Genomic DNA, 19,961 nt, shown 5'->3' on the forward strand with positions numbered 1-19,961 from the left:
GTTCTAAGATCATACATCAAAAGAATGACTTAGATCCAGAAGGCGGCACTTTTGTGAATACAAAGGAGAGGATGGAGTGAATAAAAGTAAGGCTATCAGCATTTTTATGATCATCATTATGATATTCACCCAGAAGTTAATACCCTCAGCAGCAGCTGTTGATGAAGATTCGAATAAAGGGGACCTGTCATGGGGTAGTGATTCAGTTCAGCTCAATGAAGGGGATTTATTTGAAACCACATTGGACATCCTTCATCCAATTCAAAAGATTCAAGTGAAAATACCCAATGGTTTATCCATTTCACTTCAACAAATGAAAGAAGATAAAAGGAATGAACATGTCCAATTTAATTGGGACGCTTTTTCATCTACAGTGACAATTTCCTCCTTAAAAGGTGAAGGAGAAGAGAAAGCCATAGGGAACGTCTTCATGGTTTTTAAATTGAGTAAAGCCTCAACATACAGCTTAACAGCTGAAGCAGTAATTGAAAACACAATGGTTCAATCACCCCCTTTGGTAATTAACGTCGAGAAGAAAAAAGAAGAGACCGAATTAAATAAAGAGACAGCTGAACTCAAATTAAATGAGGGAAAAAAGCTGGCACGAATTAAACAACAAATGGTGCAAAATTCAACATTTAAAGCGTTATCTACACAATCAGAGGATGTAGGGACGATTGTTTCAAGCTGGAGTGAATTTATTCAAGCACTTGCTGATCCTGCTGTACATGTGATTTCGCTTAGCCAAAGTATTTCCAAAGGTTTTGGTATCAGCTTAGGCACTTACCGAAGGGACATTACAATTAACGGGGAATGGTCATACGATTGATTTTGGGACACTAAGTGCTTTGACATTAGGACAAGTATCAGAAGCTACATTCACAATGAAAAATGTAAAGGTCAAAAAAACGGGTAATATCCCTATTTTGACATCAACGATTCTTAGCAATGGTGCCGGCTGGACGGTTGTTTTTCAAAACGTTGAAAGTGAAGATGGCACGACCTCAGGACTAGCCAATCTACCGCAGGGAACAATTCAGTTTGATGGCGGGCAAAACACCTACAATATCACAACAAATACAGCGTTTATTGCAAAGCATTTCATTATAAAGAATGGAGCCATTTTGAATGCAAGTGGTTCAAACGTGTTGTATTACACTGACATAGATGGTTCTACTGTTCAAATCAGTGAAGGGTCTCAAGTTTCCTTTTATAGTGAATATGATGTGGCTATGCAGATGAACGCCAAAACAGATTTTAATGTAACAGGTCAACACACCTTGCTAAAAGTAGAAGGAAATTCAAATCAAACCGGAGATGCCGGGGCACTTATTTCATTGGTTGGTGACGGTGCTGTCATAAATATCACAGACCATGCCGAAATCAATGTAAACAGTAAACGGACAACCGCTATGTTAATGAATAGTAGTGGGGGCGTTTTTAATGTCAGTGGTAATTCAAAGTTAAACTTACGTTCTGATGATAATACCAATAATTTAGGTGCCACATTAAGGTTTCGATTGTCAGGTAATATGACCTTTAATGTAACGGATCATGCTGAAATCAATATCAATAAAACCGGTGGTAATGCGCCGGCAGTTCGAATGTACGGCGACAATAACAAGTTTATTGTAAGGAGCGGTGGAAAGGTTAGTATTGAAAATGCTGGTAATGGCTCCCCTGCAAATGGAGGAAGCGATGCAGCAAATCAAGGTATGCTATTCACCGCTGGAAATGATGCCATCTTTGACATTCAAGATGAAGACTCTATCATGAATATTCAAGCAGAGAATGGTCCTGCTATTGATATGGAAAGTTACAGAGGCAGCATTGAAGCTGGCCGAGGAACGACTTTCATAGCAGAAGGCAGAACAAGTGGTATTAATAATGGCATATTTAATGCTGGACATGCCACAGTCAAAGTAGATAATCCAAAATTCTATGATTTTAGAAATAATCGAAGTGGAGGTGGATCTATTTTTCAGCTTAATAGCACCTCAAGCTTCACATCAACAAATTCAGATCTAGCTGTATGGCCAAAAGGCAGTAATTTGGATGGGGATCCATCCAGGCATTGGTCTAACTTTGATTATCAATTAGGCGGTTCGAATTTCTCAACAATTGTCTCGACCAATATACCAAGTGAATTTAACACTTCGTCTAGTTCTTACGGTGTAAATGGGACAACTTTATATTCTCGAATGAGTGGGAATAATGCTAGGGCGATCGTTGATGAGCTAAGGGTACCAACAAATGCAGATCATTCCATCTATGGTCATGTCACTGTACCAGTTGGAAATTCAGATAGTCGTAATGCTTGGACAAATGAAGCATATGTCCGAGCAGAAGTGACGAAAGCTGATGGTACAAAGCAGCAGCTGATTGGCAAAACCTATGGAAGTGAAAATCGTCTGAGTATTTATGGAGAGACAGAGCGGGCAGGCTTATTTAAAATTGATCTTCCAGATCAGCAGTTGTTACATGCTGGTGATCAGGTTGAAGTGATCAGTGTATGGCGTGGAAATGAAGATTCCTCCTCACCACAAGCAAGACTGAGTCAACCAGATGACCTGAAGGTATCAAAAACAACAGTCGTTGATGTAACACCTCCAAATCCGGCTGTCATAACGAATGCCGACAATATAACGAATGCAACAAAACAAATTTTTGGAACGAATGGTGAACCTGGAGCAACCGTAACGGTCAAGGTAAATGACTCTTTGATTAAAGGCAGCGCGAATGTAAACGACCAAGGAGATTGGCAGTTCGATTTACCAGCCTATTTAAAGAAGAATGATGTTGTCCAAGTATTTTTAACAGATGAAGCGGAAGAAGCAGCAAATATCCAAAACCCGCCGCCTACTAACAGCAGTCAGGGCAATTCCAATCCAGCAGAAGACTTGCAATATCATGATACAACTTTTAAAAAAGCAGCCAGTTTTCAGGTGAAGGATGTCTTGCCAGATGAAAACACTGTCACCAAGTCTGTATCTGTCAATAATGGGAATCAAGTGACAAGGGTTGGTTCTATCCTTACCTACACATTAAGCGTGAAGAACAACAAATCAGCAGATGTTCAAACAGAATGGAAAAAAGTGATATTAGAAGATGAATTAAGTAAGAAATTAGATTTCATTCCATCTTCTATCCAGATAAATGGAGAAGCGATCAATTCCTCTCAGTTTTCTTATGATGAGGGAACGAAAAAGCTTCAGATTGAGCTTGGCAACCTGTCATCACAAGAAGAAATCAATGTGATGTTTCAAGCAAAGGTGAACGAAAGCGCAGTAGAGCAGACGATTAAAAATAAAGCTTCAGCTACAGGAGAAATACCGAATGAAGTTGAATTTACACCCGGACCGATTGATCCAGAGAAAGAACTGAAAACAATCACAGTCCAGTCAAATGAAGTGGAGAATCCAGGGGGTGAGATATTGGGGGTACTAGATTTCGTATCTGCTCCTAAGATGCTCTCTTTTGGTGAACAATTAAAAATTTCGCCAAAGAATGAAAGATATCCTCTTATTCATCAAGTTAATCATTTAATTGTACAGGACACAAGAAAAGTGAAATCTGAGTGGCAAGTGACAGCTCGGATATTTAAAACGTTACAAAGCAGTAATGGAGATACATTGCCAAGTGCACTAGTTTATCGACAAGCTGGACAAGACCAAGTGTTAGGTGCGAGTGATGTAATCATTTATCGACACAAGAGTGTGGATCATAAACCACTGAATATCTCGTCTGAATGGGAAGGAGTCAAGGAAGGACTTTTACTTGACGTTAAAGCCGGTGAAGCACGGAGTACAAACTACAGCGGCATCATTGAATGGACATTACAGGATGTTCCGGGAAATGGGTAATAGATGGATCTTGTCTAAAGGTAGATTCGTCATTGTGATATTGATCGTGTGCTTCACATTTGTTTTAAGTTCTCAGACCATTTATGCAGCAGATCAAAACTATAAATCAAATGGACAAGTTGATTTTTATGGGACATATGAACCGGAAAATGGAGAGAATCAGTCTAAAGATCAACACAACCAATCGGATCAGGAGGGAAAGAAAGCACCTCAGAGCAATCGATCCGATCAAGGTAATCAGGCCAACTCAGTATTACCAAAAGCGGGAGACAAAACAGAGTCGATTTATCTCGTCGTTGGATGGGTATTCATCTTTATCTCGATCATATTTCTGATGATTTTTAAAGTATCAAAACAAAAAAGGAGAAATGAACATGAAATATTTGAAGGCTAGTTCAATCACAGCAGCACTTTTATTATTTACAATGGGTACAACAACTGCTCATGCCGCAGACGGTGGTGAATACAAATCAAACGGTGTTGTAGAGTTTGTGGTAAACCCAGAGCCTATGTCCCCAATTGATCCAATGAATCCAGATCCAAACAATCCAGTAAAGCCGGTCGATTCGACGAATCCTAATGGCCCTAATCAAGGGACAGCAGGACCACTAAGTATAGACTTCGCATCTAGCTTAGACTTTGGCAAAAATAAAATCACAAATAAAGATGAAACTTATTTTGCAAATGCTCAAGAGTTAGAAGATGGCAGAACTGTCCCAAACTATGTTCAAATTTCAGATCAGCGTGGAAGTAACGCAGGCTGGACTTTAACAGTTAAGCAGGAAGGGCAGCTCTCGAATGATGCAACACAGAACAAGGAGCTCACTGGTGCTGAAATTAAGCTGGTATCGGGGCAAGCAATAAGTAACGCAGAAGCTATGGCAGAACCAACTACTTCAGATATTACTCTTGACCCAAGTGGAGCAGCATCTAATGTCATGACTGCGAAAACTGGAGCAGGTGCAGGAACATGGGTTGATCGTTTTGGAACGGTTGAGACGGTAGATGTGGACGGAGAAAGCTTTCAAAAAAATAAAGCCATCACATTGACTGTTCCTGGGGAAACACCTAAGGACGCAGTGAAATATAAAACGGAGCTCACTTGGACATTATCTGATATTCCAGGAAATGAATAAAAAAGAGAAGAATCAATGATGAAAAAAAATAGATTTGTTGTGATCACAGTGGCTATTTTCAGTGGAATCCTACTGAATAGCCACCCTGTTTTTGCGGAAGGCCAAACTTATGATTCTAATGCGGTGGTCAATTTCGTACCTAATCAAGATGTCACGCCGCCTGTAGATCCAAGCAATCCAGATCCAGAGAATCCAGTGACACCAATTGACCCGATAAATCTGAGTGGATCAAACCAAGGGACGGCCGGGCCTTTGAGTATCGATTATGCATCTTCTCTTCATTTCGGAGAAAATAAAATTTCAACTAAAAATGAAGTGTATGATGCAAAAGCCCAAGCGTTTACTGGAGGATCAGAGGGACCGAACTATGTTCAAGTGACGGATAACCGAGGAACAGAAACTGGATGGTCTCTTCAAGTAAAACAAAATGGACAATTTGTTTCGACATCGGGACATGAACTAACAGGCGCAAAAATAACATTTAAACAAGCCCAAATCAATACAATATCCACTTCACCAAAGCCATCCCAATTGAAAGATACATTCAGCCTCACGCCAGATGGTATCGGTGCTGCTGAGCAAGTGGTGAGTGCTGGAAGTGGGGAGGGAGCGGGCACGTATGTCTATGCATTTGGAACAGACAAATCAAAAAGCGAAAGTATTTCGCTAGAAGTTCCAGGTTCCACAACAAAGCTGGCAGAAGTTTATAAAACCTCATTCACATGGACATTGATGGATGTCCCAGCTAACGATAACACAGGGCAATAATAAGTTGTCCTGTGTATTTTTTATCTACTAAAAGAAAGAAGTGCACTGAGATGAATTCAATATGGAAAATCGTATTCATGATGGTGGCAATGTTCAGCATCATGAATATCTCACAGACGAAACAAGTAAATGCGTCAGAACTTAATTTTTCTGTTACAACAGTGATTCCGCGCAACCAAATAGATCAGTCAAAATCTTATTTTGACTTGAAGGTGAAACCTTCACAAAAACAAACACTTCAAATTTTATTGAGAAATGACACCAATCGACAGATTGTGATAGAACCACAGGTGCATACAGCCACTACAAATGTAAATGGTGTAGTAGAATATGGGAAAACAGAAGAAAAAAAAGATCCGACATTGAAATATAAAATGGAAGATTTAGTGAAAATGAATCAAGATGTAACCATTCCAGCAAAAGGGAAAAAAATACTAGCGTTACATTTAACTGCACCTCAGAAGCCTTTTGATGGGTGGTTAGCTGGAGGGGTTACACTTCAAGAAAAAGAAAAAGAGCCGAAGGAAAACAAAAAAGAAGCTGGCCTGTCAATTGAAAATAAGTATTCATATGTTGTTGCCATTTTACTAAGCGGGGACAGAACAAAGATTGCACCAAAGCTACAATTAAACAAGGTTGGGCCAAGCCAGCTGAATGCACGCAATGTCATTCAAGCAGAGATTCAAAATGTTATGCCAATGTATATGAACAAAATGAGTGTGAAGGCAAAGATTATGGAAAAAGGGAGTCGTGAGGTACTTTATCAAGCAGATAAGAAAGATATGCAAATGGCACCGAATTCACACTTTCGCTTTCCAGTTCCATTAAATGGACAGAAATTGAAGGCTGGGACATATACACTCGATATGACGGCGCAGTCGATGAATAAAACATGGCATTGGACAAAGGACTTTACAATAGATGCGGATATTGCAAAAGAACTAAATCAAAAAGATGTCACGATTGAGACAGATTACACCTGGATGTATGTTGTTCTTGGAATCGGTCTGCTTATGATTGCACTCGGTCTGCTGCTATTATTTATTCGAAAAAAGAGAAAGCGCAATAAACACTCTGATGTAGAGAATCAGACGTCCTTTCATGCGTAGCGAAACATGAGAGTCATGAAGTGGAAAGATCATTTCATTATGCTTATGATAATTTTCCTTGTAATAGCAGGCACCATTTTGATCAGTGCACCAAACATAAAAAAATTTCTGGTCAGCAGGAATGTAATGATGTTTCAGATCAATCAATTTTCTGCTAATCAGCTAAAAGTAAACGAGCAGAAAACAGCTTCCTTTCATTTTGAAGCAGTCGAAACGCCATCACTGTTAGATGTCATAAAGTATGGCAATCAAGTGAAAAAGAGTGCTGTCATCGGTCAAATAGAGATTGAGCGCCTCCAAGTCGCATTGCCAATCCTTAAAGGAGTCAATTCATCTAACCTGCTCGCAGGTGCAGCGACAATGAGAGAAGATCAGCAAATGGGAAAAGGAAATTATCCTTTAGTTGGCCATCATATGAGAGATGATGATCTCTTGTTTGGTCCTCTTTTAAAACTAAAGAAACAGGACAAGATCAACATAACAAATAAGGAACAAGTATTTACTTATGAAATCACAGACATAACCACCATAGATGAATCTCGAATAGATGTGATACAAGAGACTGCAGATGCTCGGTTAACCTTAATAACCTGTGACCTCCCAACTGCAACTACACATCGTTTAATCGTTACAGCAAAGCTAGTGAAGCATTCCAAGGTGATGAATAAAGAATTTAAACAAGAATGAACCAAATTGCAAATGAAAGAAACGCTAGCAGACAAGCAAATAATATGACTAGTCTTTGTGCTGATGTTTGCCTTTTTAATCCTTAGTTATTTCCTGTATAAAAGGAGCTGAATGAGGTTTGTGTTCAAAGGATATTGATCTTTTTCAACATTTTATTAACGAATATTATCCTGCTCTTCGTCATGATGAGTGGTTGGTAGATAAAAAGGTACTAAGAATATCATCAAAGTTGCCCTCTTTTATTAAAGATAAATTGCCAAAAGACATTGAATCATTTGTTTTTGTGTTGTTTATCCAAAAAAATAGTAATAAACAAAATCCAATTGTGATTTATTTGCTTCTAGATCATCAAGAGTGTGTTCCTTACGCGATTGAAATGATACAAGAAGAAGTTGTGTATCATTGATTTGAATGAAGAAAAAGGCTGTGGACGAATCCACAGCCTCTTTAATTTCACACATCAAGCAAACAACTTCAGCCCAACCACACCTATCACAATCAGCAGCAAGCTGAGGATACGAATCATGTTTTTCGGCTCTTTAAATAGAATCATATTAAACAAGACAGAACCCGCTGTTCCAAGTCCAATCCAAACCGTATAGGCAACGGAGACTTGAACGGAAGAGAACGAGGCGTACAAAAACAAAAAGGATAAGGCAAATCCGCCGACAAATAACATGCCTGTCGTGATTTGCTTTTTCTTACTGAACATATTGAGGCCAATGGTTCCGCCAATTTCGCAGGCAGAGGCCAACAGTACAAAAAACCAGCCCATTTATACCGCTTCTCCTTTCTGCTCATGTGCATCTCCATCAGACACCTTCAGTCCAATAATTCCGAGAATTAAAATACCCATAAATAAGAGCTTTTCTAATGAAAACGAACCGCCGAACAGCGCATAATCCATCAAAGACGTACCAATCGTTCCAACTCCGGCAAACACGGCATACACGGTCCCTGTCGGCAGCTTCTCGCAGGCTTTCATTAGAAAATAAAAATCAACCGGGATCAGGCAGATAATGATCGCCCACTCCCACACAGCATCTGCTTTATTTAAACCAAACACCCAAAGTAATTCAAATAAACATGTGAGTGCGACATACATCCAGCTTTTTTTCATCGTATTTCCTCCTAAACCTTAAAACTGACGATTCGTCATTTTGAAGCCAAAAAAGAGCGTACAGCAAGTGCTGTACTAAGTTAAGGTGTCTCTATGCCGAGTGCGTAAAGAAGGAATTGCTTGACCTCTCGCTTTTGAATCAGAACCTCTTCTGTATCTGTTTCTGTAAATAAGTACATTTGCTCAGCTGATGATTCAAGTAAACCGATAATGAATTTCGCAGCATATTGACAGTTCAAGTTCGCACGTACTCTTTTGTCCTGTTTTGCCTTTTCTAAAAAAGAAGCGACCCATTTGTAAATCGGTTCATAAATATCTTCCCATTCCTTTAAATGCTCGGTGGCAGCTAAACCTGAATACGTTAGGGCAAGAACATCACGGTATTGTCTTGTAAAAGAGAAAATAAATTCAACTAGCGCATCTGCTTGATCAAGTACATCCGCATGCTGAGTGAGTTCCTTTTCAATGGCAGGGACCATCTGTGCGATTAGATGTTCAGCGATGGCAGGCATGACAGAAAGCTTTGAAGGGAAATATAAATAAAAAGTTCCTTGCGCTACTCCTGCTGTTTTCACAATATCCGATATAGTCGTCTTTTCAATTCCCTTCTCTTTAAAGGCATCAATCGCAGCAAGCATAATTTTTTCTCGTTTTGACACAGGATCACCGACCTTAAAATGACTGAATGTCAGTCAGTATACCGAGAAAATGACGATTTGTCAATATCGCATGAATTGTGAGAATAAGTGATGAATAGATACAGGAAAGCTTGAATAACCTGTAATATGGTCAAGCATGATGTAAGAAAGGGGCAGCTATTTGTATGACATCCAGTGCTATGTTTTCAATGGCTTATTTCCTTCTGCTCGTCCCGTTCTATCTATATATGAGATATAGACTGGCAAAAAAGCAGCAACGTTTTATCTATTTACGAACAGAAATGGTCCTTGCTTTTTTATTTGTATATACGAATGTTCTCTTTTATTTAACGGTCTTTCCGAATCGCTTTTCGGCACCAAAAGATCAAGTGAGCGTCAATCTGATTCCCTTCCACTCCATTCAACAAAACCTACACGCCTTTCAGCATGGCTATCCAAACCTTGTCTTTTTAAATTTGGCAGGGAACATTCTCTTATTTGTGCCGCTTGGTTTTTTTCTATATCAAGCCTTTCGGACATGTCGCTTTCAAAAGGCGGTGCTGGCTGGGTTGATCTTGTCAGCGATCATCGAAATCCTTCAATGGATATTCTCACAATCTGGTATGATTACAAGAAGCAGTGATATAGATGATATGATCTTAAATACACTTGGAACGGCACTAGGCTGTATCGTCTATGTAACGTACCGGCGAAGAAAGGAGAATAAGAGATGAAGCGAATATGTATCATCCCGTGCGGCGCCAAGAAAATATGGGACGTGAATTCAGAGGCAGGAAGCCAGCCAGCGGGTCTCGTCTACTTGAGTCCGCTGCATCAGCGAACAAAAATCTATGCTCAAACATTCTTTTCAGACTGGATGATTTTATCCGCAAAGCACGGATTCCTAAAGGCGGGGGACATGATTCATGAAAATTATGATGTGGCATTTGGCAAACCGCATAAAGAACAGGTGACACGAGAAGAACTGAGTCATCAATTTGATGAAAAAAATCTCGCCGCATATGATGAGTTAGTCATACTAGGCGGAAAGAAATATCGGAAAGTGATCGATCCTTTATTACAGCCTCACCAAAAGGCGAATTATCCGCTCGCTCCCTATCAAGGCATTGGCTATATGCTTCAGGCATTAAAGAGAGCGACTGAGACAAAAATAGAACTTCCGCCGCATATTTCATACACTCATATCTCCTCGTAAGCAGGGTTTTCAGCACAAAAAAGAGAATCATTGAATAAGCGATGTGAATGGTTTCATATCTTTTCAGTAGCCACTAGCGTCTGCATCGCTCTTGAAGAGGTGGCTCAATGAAAAAGGAGGCGTATGAACATGACAACCATCTATTTAGCTGGTGATTCAACCGTTTCATCTTATCCAGATCGTCCTGTTCAAGGAGGATGGGGAGAGTTTTTACACCGTTATACAGCGCATGATGTCAAAGTCGAGAATCGGGCGATCGGTGGAAGAAGTTCAAAGACATTCATTGAAGAAGGACGCCTTGATCAGATATTGTCCGTCATTCAGCCGGGAGACTGGCTTTTCACACAAATGGGACACAATGATGCTTCTAAGGAGAAGCCAGAGCGTCATACAGAGCCTTTTACAACGTATAAAAGTTACTTGTCACAATATATTCATGGAGCAAGGGCAAAAGGGGCAACACCGCTTTTGTTAACCCCTGTCGGACGTTTTCATGAGAAAGACGGAGAATATATCAACGATTTTCCTGATTACTGTGCTGCGATGAAAGAACTAGCCGATGAAGAAGAAGTTCTTCTCGTTGATTTAAATACAGTTAGTCTCCAGTTTTATCAAATTTCCGGCATAGAGAAAACGACGTCTTTCTTCATGCTGTCGACAGGCATTGAGGATCGCACACATTTTACGAAAGAAGGGGCAGATGCGATTGCAAGGCTTGTCTCTCTTGAATTAAAGGACCTCGGTTTAACGATTGTGTAACGAAGACAAAGGGCTAAAATGAACTTTATTTTAGCCCTTTGTCTTCGTTTCAGCGTGATAGAAAACCTTTGCAATCTAGGAAGGACGAGTACTGGAGCGGAGCGAATTTGACATTCGTGAGCACCGGAACGCAGGACTGACAAAGAATGCGAGGGTTTGTCTACACGCTGACAGGACGAGTAAATGCTCGTCCTGTTCTTTTTTTATAGAAAGCTATTGATTCCCTTCGCTACAGTAGACTACAATAGATACATATGATAATGAGAATCAATATCAATGATAAATAGATCATTCAATGAAAAACGGAGGGACTCAAATGACAGATCAGCTTGAATTGTTTGACGTCACCATTATTGGTGGCGGTCCAGCAGGAATGTACACCGCCTTTTATAGTGGGATGCGGGATTTAAAGACGAAGGTACTGGAGTATAACGAAAGCCTTGGCGGGAAAATCCTACTGTATCCTGAAAAGGTCATTTGGGATGTGGGCGGTTTGCCGCCAACAAGAGGTGAACAGCTGATTCAGCAGCTAGAAACACAGGCGAAAACATTTGAACCAGAGATTGCGTTGAATCAAAAAATCACGCAATTCGAGCGGGATGAGAATGGTCATATCCTGCTGACGGCTGAAAATGGCGATCGTCATTTGACAAAGACCCTCATCTTAGCGATGGGTCATGGAATACCAGTTCAGCGAAAACTTGAAATCGAGCATGCAGACCGTTATGAGGTAACAAACCTTTATTACACCGTGCAGGAGCTAAAGACGTTTGCAGGGAAGCGGGTGGTCATCTCTGGAGGCGGAGATTCAGCTGTTGATTGGGCAAATGCCCTCGTTCCAATTGCTGAAAGTGTGACCGTTGTGCATCGTCGTGATATGTTTGGTGGACATGAAAAAAACGTCGCCAACATGAAAGCATCCAGTGCTCGCATTCTCACACCGCATGAACTCACAGAGCTTCATGGTCAAGGTGACAAAATCGAAGCCGTCACCATTCAGCACTTAGAAACAGGCGACATCGAACGAATCGAAACCGATGCTGTCATCGTCAACCATGGCATGAAAGGTGATTTAAGTGTTCTATCAGAATGGGGACTCAAGCAAGGTGAGTGGGGACTCATCGAGGTCAATGAAAAGATGGAAACCAATTTACCTGGTGTCTATGCAGTTGGCGACTTATGCACACATAAAAGTAAAGTGCGTTTAATTGCCGGTACGTTTGTTGATGGAGTCAATGCACTCAATAGCGCAAAGCTATACATCGAACCAGAAGCAGAAAAAGTAGCGTACGTGTCTTCACATAATGAACGCTTTAAAGAGAAAAACAAAGAATTACAAACGGCTGGAGCGCGATAATCACCATTCAGTCAGACATTGAAGTGCTAAAATGGTTTATTTTAGCACTTTTTTTATATGGAAGGAGAAAGAGGAAATGACCGCCTATACTCATACAATTCTTCGCATGAAAGAAAGCAGTAAACGATCTCTTTCTGTGAAACAAACGGACTCATGGCAAACATCTTCACTGATGTTCTTGACTACGGACGGTGCGGTGAGACTTGACATGGAAGGAATTCGATATGAGCTAAACGCCAAAGACAGTGTGTTGATCCGCTCAGGAATAGATGTCATGGTTCAATCTTTATCCAGCGAGCAAGTGGTGATCTATACTGTCACATTTGACCAATTCACTCTGGCACAAGATGCACAAAATGAATTGGTCTATAAGGTGAATCACGATAATCTCCCTGATAACGGGGAAGTGGTGAAAGGCTCTGCCGTCCTTTTTTCTTATATCAAACAAATACAGACGAGCCAAATCATACAAGAACAGGCGAAATGGTTGGAAGAAATCATGTTCATTTTCCGCAAACAATCCAAGCCATTCAACGAAAAAGTGCATTATTCGATTAACATGATCTTGCAGTATATGGCTGAGCATTATGATCAAAAACTAACAAGAAAAGACTTAGCTCATAAGATGGGGTTTCATGAGAGTTACTTTTCTACCTTTTTCAAACAAAGTATGGGGATGAGTGTGACAGAATACATTGCACAAATTCGAATAGACGAAGCCAAAAAACGTCTTCTGCAAACAGACGATCAAATTCAAATCATAGCACGGCAAGTCGGGTATGCAGACAGTTTATATTTCAGCAGGAAGTTCCGTCAAAAAACAGGGAGAACGCCCAGTCAGTTTCGAATGAACCGAAGACCAGAGCGTATTGCTGCTTTTCAATTTGTCGGGTCATTGGTTGCAATAGGCATTGAGCCTGTTTGTATTGACGAAGAAACCTATCTCCATTCAGATATACTGAAAGAACAACTGGCCGGTTCGCTCGTCATAAATGAACATACGCCTGATGACGTCTTTAAATCACTTCAATTAGATGTCATCATCGTCCCTAACTATTATTATTCAAAACCTGCATTGATCAAGCGGTTGGAGCAAATCGCACCAGTTCTTGTTCTGCCATACGCCGGTCATCATGCTGTAAAAGAGGTACTGTCTATAGGACGCCTTTTAGGAAGAGAAAATGAGGCAAACGATTGGGTGAAGCGATTTGAACAGCTTAGTCAACAGGCAAGAAACACCCTGTCTTCCTTTAGAGAAAAAGGCGAGACCGTTGCGATCTATGAAATGAGAGGACATGACAAAGTGTATATGTGGTCCTATGAGGCAAGAGGGGCCTTCTATCTTTACGAAACGCTTGGCTTAAAACCTCCAAAAGCCATTTTAGAAGAAGTTCTTCTTCCTAATCAACATACAGTCATTCCTTTAGAGAGACTTGGAGAATACGAGACGGATCATATGTTTTTTATTGTCTCTGACCAATATGGGTGGTATAAGCAAATGGACAAGCGAATGGAAGAAAGTGATGTTCTTCGTCAATTATCGGCTGTGAAAAATGGTACCTTTTATCCAGTAAAACTGGAGGAGTTTCGATTTGAGAAGGAGAGCGTGCACTTCTTTTGATGGACCGGTTTGTCTCTCAATTGACACAGTCAGCCTATCCAACAATTGTCCATATGTAAGTTGCGAGAATCCTCCATAGACCACTACGGGTGAGGTTGATAGAATACATGAGACTAGTAATTGATAACTATTCTCATTTGCAGTGGCGAAAATGAAGGAGGAATATGGAGATGAAAAAGACGTATTGGATATGTGCTGTCATTCTTCTAATGATATTGACGGCTTGTGGCAATAAAGAACAAGCCAAAACAGCAGAATCAAAGCAAGAAACGAAAACGGTTGAAACAGTGAAAGGAAAGATAGAGATTCCAGCTGAACCTAAACGAATTCTCGTAGATGGATATTTAGGGAGTGTGATTGCACTTGACGTTCAGCCTGTGGGATCGACCACGCAGGATTTAAAGAACGTACACTTAAAGGACAAGATAAAAGGAATAGAGGACATCAGTGACGAGCGTTCAGCTGAAAAAGCACTTAGCTTAAAGCCTGATCTGATTATCACAGCAGTACAGGATGAAAAAGTCTATGATGTGTACAAAAAAATAGCGCCTACCATCGTGTATCCTTACGGTTCTTTCAAAGATGCACATGAAGAATTAACGACGCTGGCAAAAATTTTAAATAAAGAAGAGGAAGGAAAAGCATTCCTCACCGCCTTCGATCAACGAATCGAGGCTGCTAGGAAAAAAGTGAAGTCTGCTTTAAAAGAGAATGAAACGGTCTCGATCATGGGCGCTTTTAAAAATGATGTCTATGTATATGGTAACGGAATTTATCGAGGCGGGCAGGCATTATATCAGCAATTACAAGTAAACCCGCCAAAACAGGTCAGAGATACGATTTTAAAAAGTAAGACAGGGTATGAAGTCATTTCTTATGAAACCCTTCCTGAATATGCAGGAGATTACATTTTCATTGATGAAAGCAACGGCGGAACATTTGATAAAAACAATTCTATTTGGAAGAGTCTAGAATCTGTCAAAAAAGAGCAGACCTATCAAATGGATACAGAGTTCTTCTGGCCTTACGATCCGATTGCAGTAGCCAATCAAGCGGAAGAGTTTGCTGACATATTGACAGAAATGTCTGATCGGTAGGAGGTCTGTCAATTGTTAAAGCGTTTCTTCTCATACTACAAACCATATATGGGGCTGTTTATATTAGATTTTTCCTGTGCGGTACTGGCAGCCTTACTCGAATTATCCTTTCCCCTTGCCATCAGTAAAGTGATGGACGATTTGCTGCCAAATGGTGATTGGGATGCCATTTGGTTTTGGGGCATTCTGCTCCTCGTTTTATACGTGATCAGTTCTACGATGCATTATGTCGTGACCTATTTTGGGCACAAATTAGGCATTAATATAGAAACGGATATGAGGAATCAGCTATTTTCTCATGTACAAAGAATGTCCTTTCGCTTCTTTGACAAAAAGAAAACGGGAAAACTCGTGTCCCGTATGACAAATGATTTAATGGATATTGGTGAAATTGCGCATCATGGCCCGGAGGATTTATTTATCGCGATCATGACACTCACGGGTGCCTTTGGCTTGATGCTGTCGATTAATTGGCAGCTGGCAGTTCTCACATTTATTGTCGTTCCATTCTTGATCGGGTTATCCGTCTACTTTACGAAAAAAATGTCTGCTGCTTTTGATAAAATGTTCTCGAGTATTGGTCAATTCCATTCACGTGTGGAAAACAATATTAGTGGCATACGGGTTGTGAAAGCATTCGGAAATGAATCACATGAAATGGACCGATTTATTGAACATAACGAGCAATTTAGAAAGACAAAGCTAACCACATATCAAATGATGGCTGTGCATACCGCTGTCAGTCATTTTCTTATTAAGAGTGTGACAGTGTTTGGCCTTGTATGCGGCGCATGGTTTGTGCTGCAAAAAAATATGACGTATGGGGAATTTGTGTCATTTGTGCTATTAACAGGCATCTTCTTAGGACCCATTCAACAAATCAATGCAGTCATTGAAATGTATCCAAAAGGTGCAGCGGGCTTTAAACGATTTGCATCACTCATCGATCAATCACCAGATGAAAAGGATGCGGATGATGCCATTGAAGTTGATCAGTTAAATGGGGATATCGTTTTTGAGCATGTGTCTTTTCAATATGAATCAGACAAACCGGTTCTTCATGACATCAATCTTGAGGTGAAACAAGGAGAGACCATTGCGGTCGTAGGTCCCTCTGGTGCTGGGAAATCGACGCTTTGCAGTTTGCTGCCACGTTTTTACGAATGGCAGGAGGGTACCATTACAATTGATGGCATAGAGACAAGAAAGATGACACTGCCTTCGCTGCGGAGACAAATTGGTGTCGTCCAGCAAGATATTTATTTATTCCATGGGACCATCCGAGAAAACATTTTATACGGAAAACTCGATGCATCTGATGAAGAAGTGTGGCAGGCAGTGGAGAAAGCCCAACTGAAGGATCTTGTAAATAGCTTGGCAAATGGGCTTGATACGATCATCGGTGAACGCGGAATGATGTTATCTGGCGGACAAAAACAGCGTATCTCCATTGCACGTATTTTCCTTAAAAATCCGCCAATTTTTATTTTAGATGAAGCCACATCTTCTCTGGATACGGAGACAGAATCCTTTATTCAGGGCTCACTTGAAGAACTATCCGAAGGACGAACCACGTTTATTATTGCGCATCGCCTAGCAACTATCCAGCATGCTGACCGGATTGTGGTTTTAACAAAAGAGGGCATCAAGGAGCAAGGCAGGCATGAAGACCTGCTGGAAATGGATGGGATGTACCGGCGTTTGTATGAAACACAGTTTAGAATGTAAAAGAGGAAAAGCTCGGCGTGTAGACAAACCCTCGCATTCGGTGTCAGTCCTTCGCTTCAGTGCTCACGAATGTCAAATTCGCTCCGCGCCGATGCTCGTCCTTCCTAGGGCTGCAAAGGTTTTCTATCACGCTGAAAAGAAGACAAAGGGCTAAAATAAAGTTCATTTTAGCCTTTTGTCAACAATCTGAAGCCGGCATATTGCCGGCTTTTTATCGTGTGATCATCATCCGACCATTAACTGCGGGGGGCAAATAACATCACACTGACACCAGCTAAACAGATCAAAGCACCCATCCAGTCATAGAAATCAGGGGTTTTGCGATCGACCCACCAGCCCCAAAACACAGCGAGAACGACAAAAACACCGCCATAGGCCGCATAAACCCGCCCAAAGGTCGGGAACTGCTGGAATGTAGGGATGACGCCGTAAGCGACCAAGATGAGGCTACCTGCGATTCCATAGCTGACGGGTTTTGCTTCACGCAGCCACAGCCAGACAAGATAACCGCCACCTATTTCAGCCAGACCAGCTAATAAAAAAAGAACAATCGTTACAATCATTTTCGGACACTCCAGTTCTCCTGTTTCGTTCTATTATGACATGATGAAAGGATGCGTTCTACCTTATGTAAATTGAGAGCCTGACGAGAGTTTGCTAAAATCAACTGAACAGTGAATGAAACACATGGATTCTTGACTTTCAATGAGGCGGGTGATCCAAATGGTCAATCCATCCGTTTAGTCAGTACATTCTCATGAGGAACACATTTCCTTTTTCAGCGCTCTTTTTTTCTCCTTGAAAAAAGAGTAAAGTACAAAGGAGGCTTATCTCAGCAATTTGAGAGATGAGCCATACGTGAAGATTTCATGATGAATGCATAATGCTCTTTCTCATGAAAAAGGAAGGAGATGACCATGGACACACTGAAGGATTTTGAGCTGTATCACAAGATCAGACATGATCGACATAAGCCCTCGCTTGAATTATTGTACGATCGCTATGAACGTGTGTTATATTCGTTTATTTATAAAATGACTGGAAACCGTGAGCTGGCGGAGGAAGTGCTTCAAGAAGTCTTTATCAAGCTTTGGCGCGGCATAGGAGAATACAATACAGATAAAGGGAAATTTTCCTCATGGTTATTTATGATGTCACGAAACACGGCAATCGATCTATTAAGGAAACACCGAAATGAAACAGCTCTTGAAGATGAGCATATTGAATACTTGGCAGATCATCAAGAAGATGTGTCAAAAGAAGTAGAATGGAACGAAGAAAAACAAATCATACGTGAAGCAGTATCAACATTGTCGAAAGAACAGCAAACCATCATCGAAGATGTCTATTTTAAAGGAATGACACAAAAGAGCATTGCGGAAAAACTAGGCATCCCTATTGGAACGGTGAAGGGAAGAGTTCGATTGTCATTGAAGCATTTACGAACGAAACTGTCTCGCGGAGGAAAGGAGGAAGAGGCATGACTCAGTGTAAACATCAAGTCATTGATTACTTTAACGGGCATTTACAAGGAGAAGAAAAGACGCAATTTGAAGAACACATCAAACATTGCTCGGCTTGCAAAGAAGAGCTTGAAGAACTGACATCGCTCATGTCTGATATTCCGTTTCTAGCAGAGGACGAAACGCCTCCGGCAGGGATGAAAGACCGCATTTTATCAAGAGTATTTGAAGAAGAGATACGAGAGACAACAATCGCTGCAAAATCGAACCCGCCTCGAGATCTCAAAATAGTTCGTGATGCAAATGAGATGAAACCGCCAATGAAGAAGAAAAATCAATGGCTTTTGCCTCTCGTTGCCGCACTACTTCTCATTTCTGCAGCTGGGAACGTGTATTTCTTAACAAATGGAACAGATCAAGCAGAACAACCTGTCAAAGTTGTTGCGACAAAATCACTGGCATCTGCTGAATCGGCAAAAACAACGGGTGCTTTTTCAGTGATTGAGCATCACGGCAAAAAAGAGCTTGTAGTGAGTGCGGGCGGATTAAAAGGCCAGCTTGATTCATCAGCTGTTTATCAAGTATGGCTCATTAAAGGAGATCAGCCCGTTCCGGCCGGTGCCTTTAAAACAGATAGCAAAGGGGAGGGCACCGTCACCTATGCGTTATCTGAAAAAGAAGCAAACGAATCATGGGATACTGTGGCTGTCACCCTTGAACCAAAAAAGGATAACAAGCTTCCGCAAGGCCCTGTCGTACTGAGTGCTGCATTTTAAGCTTGATTCATGAAGGATGCCTTTTTCAGGGCATCCTTTTTTGATAGGCAGAAGGAACCTTATGACAAATGAGACGTACTACATATAGAGGTGAGACACATGCAGCGATACATAGAAAAACAACTATTTCTCTTATCAGCTAGGCACGCATTTACCGCATTTTATTTTTTGGTGATCCCATTCATTATAAAAGACCTTTTTAAATCAACTCCTTTACTTATGGTCATGATCGCTCTTTTTATCATTCATCATCTAGTGACAAGTATCGTATGGTTTTATAAATCAAGAAACATTCGAAAGCGTCAATCAGGTGACCTAACCAAACAGGGACATCTCGTTGTCCAGATCATGCAGAGGCTCGAACAGCTTATGATGCTCGGTTTTGTGATGGTATTGATCAGTGGATGGATGCAGGGAGACATTGTGACGCTATTATTCACAATTTTTCTGTTCATCGTCGTTTTCTTACAGCACATTCAGTTTTATTATGTTCAGTACTTTTTTAAATCGAGCGGCTGGTTCACCTATGTCCTCTCTTTACAAAATGCACGTCCTTCTTACATCGTGAGGGAACGAAGGGCTTTGAAGAAATCCTAAATGTGCAATCGCTTGCTGACTGATCC

22 protein-coding genes are annotated in these 19,961 nt (G+C 40.8%); 18 read left to right on the forward strand and 4 right to left on the reverse strand.

Translation table 11 applies throughout. From position 1 onward, the window contains the following. The first annotated feature begins 76 nt into the window (after window positions 1–76). From M2353_RS04020 to M2353_RS04055, 8 genes are all read left to right on the forward strand, one after another. The gene (locus M2353_RS04020) at window positions 77–829 is read left to right on the forward strand and encodes a hypothetical protein (protein ID WP_284724999.1); all 753 of its coding nucleotides are present in this window, start codon (window positions 77–79) and stop codon (window positions 827–829) included. 55 nt (window positions 830–884) lie between these two features. Beyond that, the gene (locus M2353_RS04025; RefSeq protein WP_284725000.1) at window positions 885–3,863 is read left to right on the forward strand and encodes an isopeptide-forming domain-containing fimbrial protein; all 2,979 of its coding nucleotides are present in this window, start codon (window positions 885–887) and stop codon (window positions 3,861–3,863) included. Then, entirely contained in the window at window positions 3,856–4,257 is a 402-nt protein-coding gene (locus tag M2353_RS04030; protein WP_284725001.1) for an EF2685/EF0750 family sortase-dependent surface protein, read from the forward strand. Before M2353_RS04025 ends, M2353_RS04030 begins: the two co-directional genes overlap by 8 nt. Continuing rightward, window positions 4,238–4,999, forward strand: coding sequence for a WxL domain-containing protein (locus tag M2353_RS04035; RefSeq protein ID WP_284725002.1), 762 nt, complete (start codon window positions 4,238–4,240; stop codon window positions 4,997–4,999). Before M2353_RS04030 ends, M2353_RS04035 begins: the two co-directional genes overlap by 20 nt. An 18-nt stretch (window positions 5,000–5,017) precedes the next feature. Then, on the forward strand, window positions 5,018–5,767 hold the full coding sequence (locus tag M2353_RS04040; protein ID WP_284725003.1) for a WxL domain-containing protein: 750 nt from the start codon (window positions 5,018–5,020) through the stop codon (window positions 5,765–5,767). Window positions 5,768–5,817: 50 nt separating this feature from the next. Next, on the forward strand, window positions 5,818–6,876 hold the full coding sequence (locus tag M2353_RS04045; protein WP_284725004.1) for a WxLIP family cell surface protein: 1,059 nt from the start codon (window positions 5,818–5,820) through the stop codon (window positions 6,874–6,876). A 129-nt stretch (window positions 6,877–7,005) separates the two neighbouring features. Next, window positions 7,006–7,563 carry a class A sortase gene (locus tag M2353_RS04050; protein ID WP_284725005.1) on the forward strand — a complete coding sequence of 186 codons (558 nt, stop codon included), beginning with the start codon at window positions 7,006–7,008 and terminating at the stop codon, window positions 7,561–7,563. Between the two features lie 118 nt (window positions 7,564–7,681). Further along, window positions 7,682–7,969 carry a hypothetical protein gene (locus M2353_RS04055; protein WP_284725006.1) on the forward strand — a complete coding sequence of 96 codons (288 nt, stop codon included), beginning with the start codon at window positions 7,682–7,684 and terminating at the stop codon, window positions 7,967–7,969. Between the two features lie 54 nt (window positions 7,970–8,023). On the opposite strand, the gene M2353_RS04060 is transcribed toward M2353_RS04055, so the two are convergent. The 3 genes from M2353_RS04060 to M2353_RS04070 form a co-directional block, all read right to left on the reverse strand. After that, on the reverse strand, window positions 8,024–8,338 hold the full coding sequence (locus tag M2353_RS04060) for a DMT family transporter (RefSeq protein ID WP_050827065.1): 315 nt from the start codon (window positions 8,336–8,338) through the stop codon (window positions 8,024–8,026). Continuing rightward, window positions 8,339–8,683, reverse strand: a complete 345-nt coding sequence (locus tag M2353_RS04065; protein ID WP_017358819.1) for a DMT family transporter — start codon at window positions 8,681–8,683, stop codon at window positions 8,339–8,341. 80 nt (window positions 8,684–8,763) lie between these two features. Then, a complete protein-coding gene (locus M2353_RS04070) occupies window positions 8,764–9,342 on the reverse strand; it encodes a TetR/AcrR family transcriptional regulator (RefSeq protein WP_008341700.1) in 579 nt (192 codons plus the stop codon). Between the two features lie 164 nt (window positions 9,343–9,506). Here M2353_RS04070 and M2353_RS04075 point away from each other — a divergent pair, with 164 nt between their 5' ends. The 7 genes from M2353_RS04075 (at window position 9,507) to M2353_RS04105 (ending at window position 17,099) form a co-directional block, all read left to right on the forward strand. Next, a complete protein-coding gene (locus tag M2353_RS04075; protein WP_065460038.1) occupies window positions 9,507–10,055 on the forward strand; it encodes a VanZ family protein in 549 nt (182 codons plus the stop codon). Continuing rightward, window positions 10,052–10,537 carry a DUF6884 domain-containing protein gene (locus M2353_RS04080; protein WP_008341697.1) on the forward strand — a complete coding sequence of 162 codons (486 nt, stop codon included), beginning with the start codon at window positions 10,052–10,054 and terminating at the stop codon, window positions 10,535–10,537. Before M2353_RS04075 ends, M2353_RS04080 begins: the two co-directional genes overlap by 4 nt. Before the next feature lie 129 nt (window positions 10,538–10,666). Beyond that, window positions 10,667–11,296 (forward strand): rhamnogalacturonan acetylesterase, encoded by a 630-nt coding sequence (locus M2353_RS04085; protein ID WP_008341695.1) that lies wholly within the window; start codon window positions 10,667–10,669, stop codon window positions 11,294–11,296. A gap of 316 nt (window positions 11,297–11,612) precedes the next feature. After that, entirely contained in the window at window positions 11,613–12,653 is a 1,041-nt protein-coding gene (locus M2353_RS04090; protein WP_024720272.1) for an NAD(P)/FAD-dependent oxidoreductase, read from the forward strand. A 76-nt stretch (window positions 12,654–12,729) separates the two neighbouring features. Then, entirely contained in the window at window positions 12,730–14,274 is a 1,545-nt protein-coding gene (locus tag M2353_RS04095; RefSeq protein ID WP_284725007.1) for a helix-turn-helix domain-containing protein, read from the forward strand. Between the two features lie 170 nt (window positions 14,275–14,444). Next, the gene (locus M2353_RS04100) at window positions 14,445–15,371 is read left to right on the forward strand and encodes an ABC transporter substrate-binding protein (RefSeq protein ID WP_024720274.1); all 927 of its coding nucleotides are present in this window, start codon (window positions 14,445–14,447) and stop codon (window positions 15,369–15,371) included. Between the two features lie 12 nt (window positions 15,372–15,383). After that, entirely contained in the window at window positions 15,384–17,099 is a 1,716-nt protein-coding gene (locus tag M2353_RS04105; protein ID WP_282746746.1) for an ABC transporter ATP-binding protein, read from the forward strand. 236 nt (window positions 17,100–17,335) lie between these two features. On the opposite strand, the gene M2353_RS04110 is transcribed toward M2353_RS04105, so the two are convergent. Further along, a complete protein-coding gene (locus M2353_RS04110; protein ID WP_017358827.1) occupies window positions 17,336–17,662 on the reverse strand; it encodes a YnfA family protein in 327 nt (108 codons plus the stop codon). Window positions 17,663–18,016: 354 nt separating this feature from the next. On the opposite strand from M2353_RS04110, the gene M2353_RS04115 reads away from it, so the two are divergent. From M2353_RS04115 to M2353_RS04125, 3 genes are all read left to right on the forward strand, one after another. Continuing rightward, window positions 18,017–18,583 (forward strand): RNA polymerase sigma factor, encoded by a 567-nt coding sequence (locus M2353_RS04115; RefSeq protein WP_284725008.1) that lies wholly within the window; start codon window positions 18,017–18,019, stop codon window positions 18,581–18,583. Continuing rightward, window positions 18,580–19,338 (forward strand): anti-sigma factor, encoded by a 759-nt coding sequence (locus tag M2353_RS04120; protein ID WP_284725009.1) that lies wholly within the window; start codon window positions 18,580–18,582, stop codon window positions 19,336–19,338. Before M2353_RS04115 ends, M2353_RS04120 begins: the two co-directional genes overlap by 4 nt. Window positions 19,339–19,437: 99 nt before the next feature. After that, entirely contained in the window at window positions 19,438–19,935 is a 498-nt protein-coding gene (locus M2353_RS04125) for a hypothetical protein (protein ID WP_284725010.1), read from the forward strand. Window positions 19,936–19,961: the final 26 nt, after the last annotated feature.

It is taken from the genome of Bacillus aerius (assembly GCF_029894105.1).
Lineage (GTDB): Bacteria > Bacillota > Bacilli > Bacillales > Bacillaceae > Bacillus > Bacillus altitudinis.